Source organism: Bifidobacterium angulatum DSM 20098 = JCM 7096 (assembly GCF_001025155.1).
Taxonomy (GTDB): domain Bacteria; phylum Actinomycetota; class Actinomycetes; order Actinomycetales; family Bifidobacteriaceae; genus Bifidobacterium; species Bifidobacterium angulatum.
Genome location: NZ_AP012322.1, coordinates 280,776 through 296,340, shown reverse-complemented (window position 1 = coordinate 296,340; position 15,565 = coordinate 280,776). Strand labels below are relative to the sequence as shown.

Below are 15,565 nucleotides of genomic sequence, written 5' to 3'. Positions count from 1 at the left end.
TGTCTTACTCCCTGTCCATAGGGATTAGACAAGCAGTCATTCCACGGTGATGGTGAGGCTCAGGGTCTTGCCGTCGACCTTGGCGTTCACCTTCGCAGTGCCCTTCTGTACGGCGTACACGGTGCCGGTGCCGGAGACCGCGACCGCGGCCCCGTCGCTCCACCACATGTCCACCTTGGACGAGGTGCCCGAGACGGACAGCTGCGCAAGGGAGCCGGCCGAGAGCGTCAGCTTGCCGTTGACAACCCCGTCGCCGGTGATGGCGAGCGTGGACGGCGGAACGCCGTTCTCGTTCACCGTGGCGACGTCCCAAGCCACGCCAATGCTCTTGGTCTTGTCGGCGGTGGTCTTGCGGTCAGATGCCGGGTCCCACGTGGTCCTGCCGCTGGCGTCGACCTTGATCAGACGGAACGCCATGGCATGGCCGGTCTTTACCGAGACGGTGCCAGCATACGTGCCGTCCGACTTCGCGGACAGCTTCACGCCCGACGCGCGGCTCCAGGTCTTGCCGTCCTGGCCCCAGTCGCCCACGGCGTACAGGGTCTCGCCCGACTTGAGGTCGGCAGCGGCATTGATCGTGACGCTCACGTTCTGGCTGACGACACTGCCGTCCCAGGTGACGTCGAGGGTCTTGGACTGGTCGGCAACGGCCTTCCGATCCTTGGCCGGATCCCACGTGGTCTTGCCGCTGGCGTCGACCTTGATCAGACGGAACGCCATGGCATGGCCCTTGGCAACGGTCGTGGTGCCGGTGTAGGAGCCGCCGCTCTTGGCGAGCTTGACGCCGCCTGCGCGCTTCCACGCGTTGGCCTGGCCCCAGTCGCCCACGGCGTACAGGGTCTCGCCCGACTTCAGATCCACTCCGGATGCGCGGAACGTGATGTCGACCGTGGACGCCGGCTCGTCCTCGACCGTGACCTCGACGCTGGCGCTCTTGCCGCCCGCGGTCGCGGTGATCGTGGCCTTGCCGGCCTTCACGCCCGTCACCTTGCCGGCCTTGTCGACCGTGGCCACGGCCGTGTCGCCGGACTTCCACGACACGGTCCTGTCGGTCGCGTTGCCCGGGCTGACCGTCGCGGCCAGCTGGGCGGAAGCGCCCTTCCTCACGGACAGCTTGCCCGAGGACACGCCGGCGCCCGTGATCGCCACGGAAGTCACCGGCACGTTCGTCGTGCAGGTCACGGACGCGAGCGAGGACGAGGAGCCGTCCCAGCGCACCGTGCCGCCGTTGTAATCCAGACCCGGCTCACGGGAACCCGGGAACTGCTGCGAGCCGCCGTCGTTGAAAATCACCTTCGCGTTCGAGGCCAGGCTGTCCGGGACCTCGTACTTGTATCCGGTCTGGTCGCAGTTGTCCGCCGCCGTCATCTCGACGCCGGGCCAGGCCGCGTTGTTGACCGCGCTGGCGCCGTCGCCCGTGTACACGTACGCGTACATCTTGCTCCAGCCGGAGGGCTTGGTCGCGTAGATGGTGTTCTTCTTCACCGGGGTGGGCGGGATCTCGCCGGTCACCGTGACGGTGATTGAGGCGGTGGCCTTGCCTGCCTTGGCGGTGATCTTGGCGGTACCCGCCTTCACCGGAGTGACTACGCCCTTCGAGCTGACGGTTGCCACATCCTTGTTGGACGACCTCCAGCTTACGGACGCTCCTTCCGGATCGGTCGTGGCAGTCAGCTGCTTGGTGGTGACGCCATTGGAGATGTCAGTGGTGTAGCTCGACTGGTCGATCTTGACAGACTTGGTTTCAACGAGCGACCCAGTACCGCCGATGTTCGCCATCTGCACGGTGAACATGTCTTCGTCGGACTTCTCGAAGGAGTTGTTCACCTGAGAGGTGGTGTCCGGCAAATCGGCATTGTCGTTCATGGCCAGATCGTACGGCAGGGAATCCATGGCGGACAGGCCGAAGGTAGCCGCCAGTTCGATACCAATGCCGTTCGCGGCAATATGGTCCGCAGTAGTGCCAAGTTCATCCAACGGGATGGCGATCTCGTAATGATCGTCCATGCCGGCGGAATCGTGACCCTTGTCGTTGAAGTTGACCCACTTGGTCTTGCTTTCGTTCTCTGCAGTCATATCGCCGACTACACGGCCGTTGCTATCGCCCCAGCCACCGTCGATGCCGATGACCTTATCGCTCAAAATGCCATTGCCATAGCCGAACTTGATGCCGGACTTCTTGGTATTGGTCTTGGCATTGGCTGCCGGGCCATACTCGGCATTGGAATCGAGACCGTCGGAGTCACCCTGGTACACCCACGGACCGTTGGAGCCGTTGGTGGAAATGGTGACGACCTTATTGACGTTCTGCTTGCCGCCCCAGGTGATGTTGGACGCCCACAGGGAGCCGCCGGTCTTCAGGCCGCCGTTGTTGCCCACGCGGGTGCTGTCGTCCTTGGTATCGATGGCGATGTGGAACGGCAGGTTCTGGGTCTGCCACAAGTGGCCTTGGCTCAGCGGGTAGTCGTCTCCACGATCCACCACATCCTGCACGTTGGTCATTTCCCACATGAGGTAGAGGTTGTCGTTATCGTAGGCGCCATACAGCGCGTACAGGTCGATCGGAACCTCGTACATGGAGTTCGAGCGGTACACACGAGGATCGTCGTTGGCGGCGCCCTGCGCAATCAGCATGGAGCTGTCCCAGTCGGACAGGCTCGCGCCCTTGCCGGCCGTAAAGTTGATGGTCTTCTTCACGCCATTGCCGACCTTATTCGTTCCATACTGCGAGGCGAGATGCTGATCCTGGACAGGCACCTTCTTCAGGGTGACGGAGCCACTCAATTGATCGCCTTTCTTGACCTTCGTGCCATCCTTGGTTGCAGTACCGGTCACCTTAACGGTAACGGTCTCGTTTTCGGCAAGGGTGCTGCCGACGGAAATGCTTTCGCCATCCTTGAAGGAGCCGGACTTGCCTTCGGAAGTGGTGTACTTCAGGTTGTCGGCATACTGGGCGTGCAGCGTCACCTTCACGCTCTCGGAGGAGAATTCCGCAGATGCGGAGTCGGCATAAACGCTCGGCTCGGCCTGACCCTTTGCGTAGAAGACGCTCACGGAGCCGCCCTTGGCGGTGCCGGAGACGATCTTGCCGCTCTGAACCACAAGCTTGCCGCCGTTGACCTCATCCGTGTAGGTGCCGTCGTCAAGGCTGGAGGCGAGTCCGGCAAGGTTCTGGTCACCGGCCATATTGGCGATGACCACGCCGTCGTTCTGCACGCCATCCTTGGTGTAGCGCTCGATCATGACGCACTTCTTGGCAGCGTCGCTGTTCGAGTCGGCGCTGCAGTTCTGCAGATGCTCGGACTTGCCGTCCATGGCGTTGCGGAAGTGGTTGACGGCTACGACGGACTTGTTCTTCCACATGTCGTCACCGGTGTCGCCCAGCTGGGATTTCTCCGCGAACTGCGCCCTGAGGTTGCCGTTCTGGTCCCTGCCGCCGGATTCCTTCGGACGGTTGAAGTACAGCGGCGCGCCGGCCTTGCGGGAGCCGACAATGGCCCAGCCCATCATGATCTGGTAATCGGTGAGCTCGGTGGAGACACCCTTCTTCACGCCATCGGAACCGGTCTGTTCCTTGTTGGCATAGTTATCGTGTGATTCGACCCAGGTGACCAGCTGATCCTCGTTTGCGCCACCGGTATCGATGTTCTGCACCATCTTCGTGGTCAGGTTCTCGGACTGGATGGCCGCACGAATCGTGCCACCGTAGTTGGAGGCGGTGTTGCCGCCGCCATCGGAGGAGTTGTCTTTGAATAGGTTGGCGTATGCCTTGTAGTCCAGGCCGGAATCGCCCTGCAGCACCTCGCCGTACTGGAACTGCGCGCCGTTCTGCAGAATGGTGTTCCAATAGTTGGAGGTCTTGTTGTCGAACTTCTCGGTCGGCAGCTCCACGTGCTTGGCGGCATCGAAGCGGAAGCCGTCGACGCCATCGGCGACGGCGGTCTTCAGGAAGGACTGCATACGGTCGGCCACGGTCTGGTTCTGCGTATTCAGATCCCACAAACCGAGCAGGTGGCACTGCGTGACGTCACGACGGGAGCTGTAATTGATGTTGTCGCCGTTGGCACCACCGCAGTTGGAGCGGGAATGGAAATAGTCCTTGTTCTGCCAATCGGAATCGATGGCGCTCCAGTCGGAGGTGAAGTGGTTGGCCACCACGTCGACGATCACACGCACACCGTACTTGTGGGCGGTGTCGGTCATCTCTTTGAGATCGTCTTCAGTGCCGACCACAAAGTTGCCGATGCTGGTGTTCGACGGCTGGTACACGTAATACCAGTTCTCGTCGAACTTCTTGCCATTGGCCGGAACATACTTGATCTTGCTCATCGGCTCGGTCTGCACGGAAGTGTAGCCGGCCTTGGCGATGGCTTCCATGTTCGCCGTGATGTTCTTGAACGACCACATCCATGCGTGCAGGATGGCGCCGTTCTTCATATGCTTGGTCAGACCGTACTTCTCACGGGCCGTTTCGAATGTGGAGTTCTCCACAGTGTCCGTATAGCTGTCTCGGTCGGTGGAAGCGGAAGCGGTGGAGGACACAAGCCCCATACCGCCGAACGCCGTGGCAAACGCAACCGCACCTGCCGCCAGCTTCTTCCAGACCACTCTCTTCCTGAATGGTGAACGGTTCCCACTCTGGGGCGAATGCTGCGATCCGCCTTCACTCGGGGAGTATCCACTAGCCTTCATTGGCACTCCTTATCAGTGGCCACAGGCCTGGCATACGCCGCACGTTCGGGTCTATCGCTCCTCCCACACAACGCACATTACCTGGCTACGCTTGGCCAATCTCCTTTGACAACGTTCTCTTCTGGAGCACGTTCCTTTTAAAATATCATAAAATGCGCCAATAAACGCCAACGTTTTCACCGTTCCATCAAGCACACCGTTCACAAATCGACGCCTTTTGACAGAAGCGCGGCGCATAAACCAACGGCCACAAGGACTACAACAGTTTTTTAATGAGATAAAGCAACTGAAATCGTACGCACAACACTGTGAAAGAACATCAGATAAGCACCATGCCACTCAACTGCACATTGTCATGCGAACGCTGTCAAAATTGGCAGGAAACCACGGCATACAACGCTTATCCGAACTCAAACATCAATCTATATGCCCCACGCTGAAGCACAACGAATCTTAAAAGCTCTTCTCATACTTCCTGCCGCCGAACTTGGCCATCAGGAAGCCGGTTCCTTTTCTCCACCAGTCCACCGGCTCCGGGCTGGTCACCGGCATTTCCGCATAGTCGTACCCTTTGGTGCCCAACCAGACATCCAGCAGACGCTCGCTCACGCGCCCGGGGTATCGCGCACCGAAGGCGTCATAGAATTCGGGCGGAATACGCTTGGTCAGCTCCTCGATGATCGGGAACATCCAGGTGCAATACTCGTCAAAGCGCTCACGCGTCATCACGAACATATTGAAGATATGCGCCTTCTTCGACTGCATCAAATGTTCGAACGCCGGAACATATTCGGGGCATTGCTCCTGAAGCAGTTTCAACGTTTCGTCGAATTGCCTGCCGTCGAAGGTGTGACTGTAATGCGAATACACCGTCTCGATGTAATAGTTGCGTCGCCGCGGCACGATGATATCGGTTCTGTTGAGCAGTTCCTCGATATCCTTCCGAGTGGCGATCCGTTCGAAACGATCGCTGGACGATCTCATTGTCTTATTCAACGTGGCGAAATGCCTCCGATAATGCACCAGACCCTTATACTCGGCATCGCAATTCTTCCATAGCCAGTACAGGCCGGTGAGCTCCGAGTAGTACGCGTTCCTATCGGAGATGTTGTCGCCAGTATTGTCACAGGCGAATCCCAAGTCGACATCCGGGTGCAGTGCCTTCCCTACCTGTAGCGGCAGATACATGGAATCCTCAGGCATCCTATACGCCTTATGGGTGGCCACTGCTATGCATATATCCTTGTGGGATTCAACCTGAACTGACTGCATAGGAACCTCCTCGTTTTTCATCATCTGACACCGCCCGATCAGTAGGCACCGCTGGGATTGATCATCGTACCGACCGTGCGGAAGATATAGACGATATCCCCCATCACCGACCAGCTTTGCACATAGCCCACGTCCAGCTGACGGCTTTCGGCCTCGCTCAGATCGTTGCGGCCGGAAACCTGCCATGGCCCGGTGATCCCCGGCTTGACCAGCAGACGGGTGGCATAGACCTGGTCGTAACCGTCCACTTCGAATTGGCGCTGCGGGCGCGGACCGACCACGCTCATCGTGCCGATGAACGAATCGAAGAACTGCGGCAACTCGTCAAGACTCGTCTTGCGAATGAACCGACCGACCTTGGTAACACGAGGATCGTTCTTGATCTTCACACACGCACCCAGCTCCTGACCATTCACGGCGGCCACCTCCGCCAATTTGGCATCGGCATCCACGTACATCGAGCGGAACTTATGGATCTTGAACGGTTTGCCACGCAAGCCAATACGTTCCTGCGTATACAGAGCCGGCCCATGATCCTCAAGCTTGATGGCGATCGCCACCAGCACCATGATCGGCGATGAGATCACAATCGCCAACGCCGACACCACAATGTCGAACACACGCTTCTGCAGCATGGCCGCAGGCGAATACTGCGGCAGGCAGATCGTCATCACCGTGGTGCCTTGGATCACGCGCACCTGCGTCTCGTGCCCGCTCACATCGGCAGCGGAGGTGACCAAGGCGATCTCCAGATTCATGGATTCGGCCCTCAAGGCAAAAGTGTTGAAATTATCGGAGAACCGTTGCATCACATCGGTGACCATCACCGTCTGCGCATGCAGGCTGACGGCGTGTTCGGCAAAATCATCGCCATAGGTCATGATCGGAATGCTCAAGCCGAGAACGTCATTGATTTGCTTGTCCAGCCCTTCGATATTCGTATCGGCCTCGACCAGCCCCGTTGCGGGATCAAGCCGTATCGGGCATACTGCCACCGGCCGATAGTTCAGCTGCTGCTTCTGCCCGAGGAACGCGAGCGCGCGCGTAATGCCTTCCTGCGACCCGACAACCACAGTGGAATAGGAATATCGTCCTTTCCGACGCCCCTGCGTGATGAGCAGTCGCATGAAGAAACGCTCCACCATGGTGAGCAGCAGGCCGAATACGAACGACAGCACAATAGCCGTCAACGACATGCCGATGCGCATGATGAAATCGAAGGCGCATGTCACCATGACTGCGATTACGGCGCCTTTGATGAGTAACGCATTGAGCTGGTAGCCATCGCCCATCACATGGCGGTGGTACACGCCGACGCCATGCAGACAAACCGCCCAGAGTACCGCACAAATCAGCAGATACGCCGACAGATCCATGGGAATCCCAAAACGAAAGGAATATATGTCGGTTTCATGGCGCAACGCAAGCACCGTGGCGGACGCAACGATGAGCATCGTCATATCAAGCACCGTCAGCGACATGTTGACGGAGAATCGCCAATAGGCCACGCTCAACAATCGATGTTGAGTCGCCTGCCCTAGTCTTGCTTTGTCGTTCTCTTCCATCTTTTCCCTCATCCGGCAATGCTCTTGTAAGCAAAGTCAACTAAGGAAAGTCTAATCATCGATGAATACGTTATCAACCGGACGGGGGTGTACCCCATCGTCATATGGACATGGCCAAGCGAGTGCCGTTGCTCGCCCATGCTGGCATTACATAGGAGGAAAGCCTTACGATTGCCGCACTTTTGGAGCTTGTTCAGCCGGTGATCTCCATAGTCCCCAGCAGCGCTTTATGATCGGAACCGGCAACCGCACGCGCCTCAAGATCGCCTACGATAACACCGCGATCGTGCACGATATGATCGATCTCGGAACAGGCAGGCATCGGAATGACGCCCAGCAGCTTCACATTCGACGGGTAGGTCATATGGAATCCGCTTCCGGCGCGTTCGCCCGAATCCAGGAAGCGCGCCCCAAGCAGATACCGGAAACTGGCATGATCCCATATGGCGTTGAAATCCCCCATCAGCACATACTTGCCTTTGCTCCCCTGTAACTGCCCAATGGCGCTTAACCCTTTGCTCCATAACCCTTGGTTGCTCGGGCGGGGCGAAAATGGATGCACCGAACCGAATCGCACGGCCACTCCACCAAAATCAATGCTGGACGCCGGAATACTGGAGGACTCGATGGGAATGAGATCCCCCGTAGTGTCGCTCATAGGAGCCGCGCTCCACAGCGCGTTCACGCCACCGTTGTCATGCGCCGACCACTTCGCCACGTTCGAATAAGGCAACGTCGCTTCCAAGCCGGCATCACGCAACCGTTGCACCAGTCCATGCGACACCTCCTGCAATGCCAGCACCTCTACATGCTCATCACGAACCATCCGCACAATATGGTCGGCATCCGCAGCGCCTTCCTTCGCATTCAACGTCATGATTCGCGCATAACGATCAGTCGTGTCCAATTCGCTTTGCGTAACCGCGAGACGCGCGCGTACCGACAATCTGTCGGTCGGCACTATGAACCCCCAGTGCCAGCACACCTGCACCATAATGCAGACAACACATATAACGGCGAGCGCACGCTGGCGTATGGCGAATGCGATGATGGCAACGGCAGCAGTGGGGATAATGAACCACGGCATGAGTGCCACAACGATGGGAACGTATTTTCTGCCGCCGAAGCCGCCTGGAATCATACGCAGCACCATGGCGATGAGCGTTATCGCCATGATTGTGCGCAGCATGATGATGAATCTATGGGATTCTGCGAGACGACCCACCATGCCTTGCACGCCTCGTGTATTGTGCATGTCGGGCGGTATTGCGTCGGAGGATGCGTATGTCGCCGGCATATCGTGCTGCGCACGATTCGCACAGTCGTTACGGATGCCGTTGCCAGTATCGTGATTCGTATCGTTCGTCATGCAGTTGCGCTTCACCCTTCGATGGCATCCCATTGTTGCACTCGGCTTGCCATCGTTGCAGACGCTTGCCCGTAGCAGCACTCATACTGACGGATTCTCACGTTTTCTACGCGATGGATACGATAGTTCACTGCACAATCTGCTGCCGCACCGGAGCGGAATCCACTTGACGCCGTTTTTTCAACGCGTTCAGTATGGCGCACAGGTCGCGGTTGAGTTCGTTGGCCACTTTCACGAACGTTGCGAACGGTTTGCCCAATGGGTCTTCGATATCCTTGGTTTTGGGAAGCATTGGTCGAATGATTGTGGATGCTCTGACGACCGATTCCAAGCGTTCCTGAACGGTGAGCCCCTCGACCAGGCCCTGCTGAGCGCAATATTGGCACATGTTGGCGAAATCATCCACCAGGAACGTGTAACGGACGGCGTTCGGTGCCAGTGTGACGATGTCTTTGCGCTGATTCTTTTCGAAGCAGAGTATCAGATCCGCTTCCTCCGCCATGGCTTTGGTAAGGCGACGTGAACGGAATCCGCTGGGTTCGATGTCTACGCTGCGCATGAGTCTGGCACTGTATCGGTCCATCTCGTGGCGTGTAAGTCCTCGTGTGCCTGCACTAGCTACGCTGATGGTGGTGCCTGACAAATACCTCCCCAGCAGCAATTCGCCCATGGGGGACCTGCAGATATTGCCTGTACAGACGAACAAAATGAGCATATCGCGCACCAATCCTCACAGTTGCATTGCATGACGGTATCGGTAACAGTCTACCCATCGCAGAGCCGAACCGCCTGTTCCAGTCCCCTGTCCAGCCACGGTTCGTTCCAATTCGATTCGTCCCCCGCGAGCGCCTCCGGCGATTGCAAAGCATGTGACGATAACGCATAAGGCGCATCCAGAGAGGATTCCGGATGCGCCTTATGCGATGGGGATATGGATGATGGATGGAATATAAGGAGAAGATCCCCATCAATGTCGGGAGAATGTTGCGCATTCTCCCGGCCGTCACCGTTCAGTGAACGGCACTGACTGCCGTGAAAGCAAACGCGGTAGATGGGCAACGACGCACGAAGGATGATGCGTCTGATAATCTACCGCGCCGCTATCACGCCATGATCTCAGTGACGGTTGTTGAGACGATGGTACATCTCGCTGATCTCCAGCTCCTTCTCGAACTGGCGAGCGGTGGTGTTCTCGTCGATCACGGCGAGTTCGACACCGGCGATGCGGGCGAAGTCTTCCCAAGCCTCACGGCCAACGGACGTGGTCATGCAGGTGTGGTGAGAGCCACCAGCGGTGATCCAGCACTGCACGGCGGTCTTCAGATCCGGCTTCGGCTTCCACACGGCGCGAGCGCACGGCAGCTCCTTGAGGGAGCCCTGCGGCTCAACGACGGTGACTTCGTCCATGAGCAGACGGAAGCGTTCGCGCTCATCGGCCATGGAGACCACCACGGCGTCGGTCGGCTTGCCGGAGAACACCAGACGAACCGGGTCGGACTTGCCGCCGATGCCCAGCGGGTAGATGGCCAGCTTCGGCTTCTCGATGGTGCCGATGGCCGGGGAGACCTCAAGCATGTGGGAGCCCATGTCGAGCTCGTTGCCCGGCTCGAAGTTGTAGGAGTAGTCCTCCATCAGGGAGGCGCCACCCTCAAGGCCGTAGCCCATCACGGCACCGATGCGCACCAGCACGGAGGTCTTCCAGTCGCCTTCTGCGGAGAAGCCCCAGCCGTACTCGGACGGGAAGCGCTGCGGGCCGACACCCGGCAGCTGCGGCAGGGCGCCCAGATCCTCGAAGTTGTCGACGGCGGCGGTGCAACCGTTCTCACGCATCATGTTGACCATGGCCGCTTCCTCCTTGGCTGCGATGAACAGCTCATCGTAGCGGGAGTCCAGCAGCTCGGGGGCAACGTCGTACTTGGCCTTGTAGTCCTCGATGAGAGCCTTGACCTGATCGTCCTTGACCTTGTCGTATGCGGCGACGAGTTCGTTGACGGCCCAGGTGTTGATGGAGGCGCCGAACACGCGCTCGGCCTCGGTCTTGTCGCCTTCGGTGACGGCGACGTTACGCATGTTGTCGCCCCAACGCATGACCTTCATGTTCTGGGAGGCGTCCCAGCCGGCGCAGGCGCGAGCCCAGGTGCCGACCTTCTCGGCGACTTCCGGATCGGTGTAGTGGCCGACGACGATCTTGCGCGGAATGCCAAGGCGGGAGACGATGTAGCCGAACTCACGGTCGCCGTGTGCGGCCTGGTTCAGGTTCATGAAGTCCATGTCGATGGTCTCCCACGGAATCTCCTTGTGATGCTGGGTGGCCAGCTGCAGCAGCGGCTTGGTCAGCACTTCGAGACCGCGGATCCACATCTTGGCCGGGGAGAAGGTGTGGCACCAGGTGATTACGCCGATGACGTTCGGGTTGGCGGAGGCTTCGGTCATGAAGGCCTTGACGCCGTCGGAGGACTTCAGGGTGGGCTTGAGCACGATCTTGGCCGGGATCTTGCCAGTGTTGTTCAGGAAGTCGACCATTTCGCCGGTCTGCTGGGCCACCTGGCGCAGCGCTTCCTCACCGTACAGGTCCTGGGAGCCGACGCCGAACCAGATTTCCTTACCTTCAAATGGGTTTTCCATTGCCATTGTTGTTTCCTTACTTCATTGTGTTGGATAGGGTATGTGTTGTGTGGCAGAGCGGAACCATGCAGGATCCGCTCCGTCAAGTCAGTGTCAACGCTGTCAGTGCTGTCCGTAGACGTTGGTGTAGCGATCGTTCAACCTATCGATATCTTCCTGGGAAATCGGGATGATATCGCCAAGCTGCTTGGCAGCCCACATGGTGTGGGCGACTTCCTCGGTCATCGCGGCGGCCTTGACGGCAGCTTCCGCGTCCTTACCAATGGTGAAAGGACCATGATTCTGCATGAGCACGGCAGGGGACTTCGGGTACTGCTTCAAGGTCTCCACAACGCCTTCGCCGATGGCTTCGGAACCGATGAGGCGGAAGGGACCTACCGGCACAGGGCCACCGAATTCGTCACCCATCATGGTCAGACCGCAAGGAATGTTCTGACCGGTGGCCGCCCAAGCGGTCGCATAGGTGGAGTGAGTGTGCACTACACCGTAGACGTCGGGCATGTGACGATAGATGTAAGCGTGGGAGGCGGTGTCGGAGCTGGGGGCTTCCGCGCCATCGACCACGTTGCCGTCGAGATCGCAAACGACCATCGAGCTCGGGGTGAGGTACTCGTAGCGCAGGCCGGAGGGCTTGATGACCATCAGGTCGGCGGTATGAAGACGCTGGGAAACGTTGCCAGCGGTCCATACGACGAGGTTCCACTTGATAAGCTGCTCGTGCAGGGTGGCGACGACCTCGCGCACCTGCTTAACTTCAGCACGGACTTCGGGACCGTAATCAGCCAAAGTTGCCATGATGTGTTTGTTCCTTTCTACCGAATCGGCAGTTACTTGGTTTCCAGCGGAACCGCATTAATAGCGGCCTGCTCGATGGGCAGACCCTTGCGGAAACGCTCGAAGAACTCCTCAAAGCCTGCCACATCATCCGAATCGGGACTCTCTGTGGTGGAGCTGGCGCCGGCGAAGACGCGACCATCGAGGTAATCGGCAAGGTTGCTCTTGTCCTCGTTGGTGTGCCACAGGTAATCGGCGAGCACTGCCATGCCCCATGCGCCACCTTCGGCGGCAGTGGACATGACCTTGATCGGAGTGTTGAATGCCGCGGCAAGAATCTTCTGAGCGACCTTCGGGGTGGTGAAGATGCCACCGTGGCCGACGAGCGAATCAACGGCGACGCCTTCATCCTTGGTCATGATGTCCATACCGATCTTGACCGGGGAGAACGCGCTGAACAGCTGAGCGCGCATGAAGTTGCCCAGGCTCATATTCGCCTCAGGGCCACGCACGAACAGCGGACGGCCTTCCGACAATCCGGCGAGGAATTCGCCGGAACGGAACGGGTAATTAATCAGACCACCGCAGTTGGAATCGACATCGTCGGCAATGGCCGCACGGAACAGCGTCCCGTACAGGCTGCCCGGATCGAGCGGATATCCCGAAGCGGCGGCAAACTGACCGAACAGGCCAACCCACGCGTTGAGGTCGGAGGTGAAGTTATTGGCGTGGCTCATGCCGGCCAAATCGCCAGCCGGAGTGGTGACCAGATCGACTTCCGGGTGCAGGGCCTTGAGCTTGTGCTCCAGTACGACCATAGCGAAGATGGAGGTTCCGGCTGACACGTTTCCGGTGCGTACGCGCACGGAGTTGGTGGCAACCATACCGGTGCCGGCGTCACCTTCCGGCGGAGCCAGCACGATGCCCGGCTGCAAGGCCCCGGAAGGATCGAGCAGCTTGGCACCTTCGGCGGTAAGCTCACCGGCCGAGGTTCCGGCGACCAACGGGGTCGGCAGCAGATCCTCAATCTTCCACGGCTGTTCGGCAATCTCATCCAGCGCGTCGAACTGCTTGAGGAATTCGGCCTCGTAGGTCTTAGTGGTCGGGTCGATCGGGAACATGCCCGACGCATCGCCCACGCCAAGAACCTTCTTGCCGGTAAGCTTCCAGTGCACATAGCCGGCGAGTGTGGTGATGTAATCCACCTTGCCGACGTGTTCTTCCTTGTTGAGCACGGCCTGGTAAAGGTGTGCCACGGACCAACGTTCCGGGATGTTGTATTGGAACAGCTCGGAAAGCTTTTCATGGGCCTCGGAAGTGTTGGTGTTCTGCCAGGTGCGGAACGGAACCAACAGCTCGCCAGCCTTGTCGAAGGCAAGGTAGCCGTGCATCATGGCAGAGAAGCCGATATGACCGATAAACGTCAGACGCTCACCGTAGGCGTTGTACACATCATCCGCCATGGAAGCGTATGCGGACTGCAGCCCCTTCCAGATCTCCTCCTTGGAGTAGCTCCACAAGCCGTCTTCCAGGTGGCTTGCCCACTGGTAGTCGCCGGATGCAATCGTACGGTACGTATCGTCGATCAGCACGGCCTTGATTCGGGTGGAACCGAACTCGATGCCTAGTGCGGTGCGACCGCCGCGGATCTTCTCCGCAATCTTCTGGGGAGCATCATCAATGTCGACCATATCGACTCCTTATTATTACTTAATTAGTTGTGTTTTTGTTCGTCTGATCACTTGGTCCAGAGAGCCTGGATCTCTTCCAGGGTCTTGCCCTTGGTCTCAGGAGCGAACTTGGCGATGGAGATGGCACCAATGAAGTCCATGACCATCCAGAAGATGAAGGTGCCGGAACCGCCCCAGCCCTGGAACATCATCGGGGTGAACTGACCGACGCAGAAGTTGATGCCCCACAGCAGCACGGTGCACAGGCCGGAAGCACGACCACGCATGTAGGTCGGGAAGAGCTCAGGAATCATGACCCAGGTCACCGGGCCGAGGCCGAAGGCGAAGCAGGCGATGAATCCGCAAGCGCCGGCGACAACGAGCCAACCGATGTTCGCATGGAAGGCGAAAGCCATGATGGCGGCAAACACACCCATGCCAGCAGCGGAGGAGACCAGCAGCGGCTTACGGCCTGCCTTGTCGATAAGTGCCATACCGACAACGGTGAAGACCAGCTCGACAAGACCAACGAGGGAGGAGCACAGGAATTCAACGTTCGGGATGTTGTCACCCAGAGCGGCCTTGAACATGGTCGGACCGTAGTAGGAGACGGCGTTCTGGCCACCGACCTGGTTGAAGGCGGCGAGCAGCAAGCCAATGAGGAACGGGATGAGCAGCGGCTTCTTGAACAGATCGGTCAGCTTGCCGTTCTTATCACGCTCGATGGAGGCCTTGACGTCTGCAACCTCACGATGGGCCTCATCGGTGCCACCGATCTTTTCAAGGATGGCGAAGCCTTCCTTTTCACGGCCGGACTGAATCAGGAAACGCGGGGATTCCGGGGAGAGGAACAGTGCGATGAAGAAGATGGCAGCCGGGAGGCAGCCGATGCCGAGCATCCAACGCCAACCAGTGTTGATACCCCAGTCAAGGCTACCGGCATTGGCAATACCGAAGTTGATGACATTGGTCAGGAAGATACCGAGGATGGTGAGCAGCTGGTAGGCGGAGCTCAGGGTGCCACGGTACTTGGCAGGAGCGCACTCGGTGATGTAGGTGATGGCCAGTGCGGACGCCAGGCCGATGCCGACACCGCCGATAATACGAGCGGCAATCAAAGTCCATGGGCTGTAGGTGAAGGCAGACCACAGAGCCGCGAAGAAGAAGCAGGCTGCACCGATGAGCAGCACCTTGCGGCGGCCAATCTTATCGGCAAGGAAGCCGGAGAAGCCAACGCCAACCACACCGCCGATCATGATGGAGGAGATAACCAAGCCCTGAAGTCCCGCGGACAGGTTGTATGCCTGACGGAGGAATTCGATGGCGCCGGAAATGCTCACCGTGTCGTAGCCATAGAGAAGGCCAGCCATACCAGCGCTTAATGCCAGAATGACCACATATTTCATTGAACCCTGCTTTTTAACAGCGCTCGTAGTGTTCTCAGTCATTTTTGTTCCTTTTTCTGTTCCGTAACCGGCAGGTAAGCCTGCCGAAGCAGCTTCGCTTCACACGTGGCCTGCGGCTTACACCGAAGGCAGGTTCGCGGTACGCTACGACGATACCGGAAAACTCGTCTGCGGTGATATTTCCCGTTCGCT

The 15,565-nt window shown here is 58.6% G+C and carries 9 protein-coding genes; all 9 read right to left on the bottom strand.

Annotated elements, in window-relative coordinates:
• Nucleotides 1–36: 36 nt before the first annotated feature.
• The gene (locus tag BBAG_RS01130; protein ID WP_003827513.1) at nt 37–4,608 is read right to left on the bottom strand and encodes an Ig-like domain-containing protein; all 4,572 of its coding nucleotides are present in this window, start codon (nt 4,606–4,608) and stop codon (nt 37–39) included.
• 537 nt (nt 4,609–5,145) lie between these two features.
• Entirely contained in the window at nt 5,146–5,964 is an 819-nt protein-coding gene (locus tag BBAG_RS01125) for a DUF4422 domain-containing protein (RefSeq protein WP_033509037.1), read from the bottom strand.
• A gap of 38 nt (nt 5,965–6,002) precedes the next feature.
• Complete coding sequence (locus tag BBAG_RS01120) at nt 6,003–7,529, bottom strand: sugar transferase (protein ID WP_231855875.1); 1,527 nt, start codon at nt 7,527–7,529, stop codon at nt 6,003–6,005.
• Nucleotides 7,530–7,722: 193 nt separating this feature from the next.
• Nucleotides 7,723–8,898 (bottom strand): endonuclease/exonuclease/phosphatase family protein, encoded by a 1,176-nt coding sequence (locus tag BBAG_RS01115; protein WP_003827506.1) that lies wholly within the window; start codon nt 8,896–8,898, stop codon nt 7,723–7,725.
• Between the two features lie 127 nt (nt 8,899–9,025).
• Entirely contained in the window at nt 9,026–9,613 is a 588-nt protein-coding gene (locus tag BBAG_RS01110) for an arsenate reductase/protein-tyrosine-phosphatase family protein (protein ID WP_003827505.1), read from the bottom strand.
• 401 nt (nt 9,614–10,014) lie between these two features.
• The gene (gene araA, locus BBAG_RS01105; protein ID WP_003827503.1) at nt 10,015–11,529 is read right to left on the bottom strand and encodes an L-arabinose isomerase; all 1,515 of its coding nucleotides are present in this window, start codon (nt 11,527–11,529) and stop codon (nt 10,015–10,017) included.
• Nucleotides 11,530–11,625: 96 nt separating this feature from the next.
• Nucleotides 11,626–12,318 carry an L-ribulose-5-phosphate 4-epimerase gene (locus BBAG_RS01100; RefSeq protein ID WP_003827502.1) on the bottom strand — a complete coding sequence of 231 codons (693 nt, stop codon included), beginning with the start codon at nt 12,316–12,318 and terminating at the stop codon, nt 11,626–11,628.
• Nucleotides 12,319–12,350: 32 nt separating this feature from the next.
• The gene (locus tag BBAG_RS01095; RefSeq protein WP_003827500.1) at nt 12,351–13,988 is read right to left on the bottom strand and encodes a xylulokinase; all 1,638 of its coding nucleotides are present in this window, start codon (nt 13,986–13,988) and stop codon (nt 12,351–12,353) included.
• 47 nt (nt 13,989–14,035) lie between these two features.
• Nucleotides 14,036–15,415, bottom strand: coding sequence for a sugar porter family MFS transporter (locus BBAG_RS01090; protein WP_003827498.1), 1,380 nt, complete (start codon nt 15,413–15,415; stop codon nt 14,036–14,038).
• Between the last annotated feature and the right edge of the window lie 150 nt (nt 15,416–15,565).

Excerpts from the sequence above, each read along its gene's own strand:
- BBAG_RS01125 (WP_033509037.1), bottom strand. The coding sequence starts at position 5,964 with ATGCAGTCAGTTCAGGTTGAATCCCACAAGGATATATGCATAGCAGTG.
- BBAG_RS01120 (WP_231855875.1), bottom strand. The coding sequence starts at position 7,529 with ATGGAAGAGAACGACAAAGCAAGACTAGGGCAGGCGACTCAACATCGA.
- BBAG_RS01115 (WP_003827506.1), bottom strand. The coding sequence starts at position 8,898 with ATGACGAACGATACGAATCACGATACTGGCAACGGCATCCGTAACGAC.
- BBAG_RS01110 (WP_003827505.1), bottom strand. The coding sequence starts at position 9,613 with ATGCTCATTTTGTTCGTCTGTACAGGCAATATCTGCAGGTCCCCCATG.
- araA (WP_003827503.1), bottom strand. The coding sequence starts at position 11,529 with ATGGCAATGGAAAACCCATTTGAAGGTAAGGAAATCTGGTTCGGCGTC.
- BBAG_RS01100 (WP_003827502.1), bottom strand. The coding sequence starts at position 12,318 with ATGGCAACTTTGGCTGATTACGGTCCCGAAGTCCGTGCTGAAGTTAAG.
- BBAG_RS01095 (WP_003827500.1), bottom strand. The coding sequence starts at position 13,988 with ATGGTCGACATTGATGATGCTCCCCAGAAGATTGCGGAGAAGATCCGC.
- BBAG_RS01090 (WP_003827498.1), bottom strand. The coding sequence starts at position 15,415 with ATGACTGAGAACACTACGAGCGCTGTTAAAAAGCAGGGTTCAATGAAA.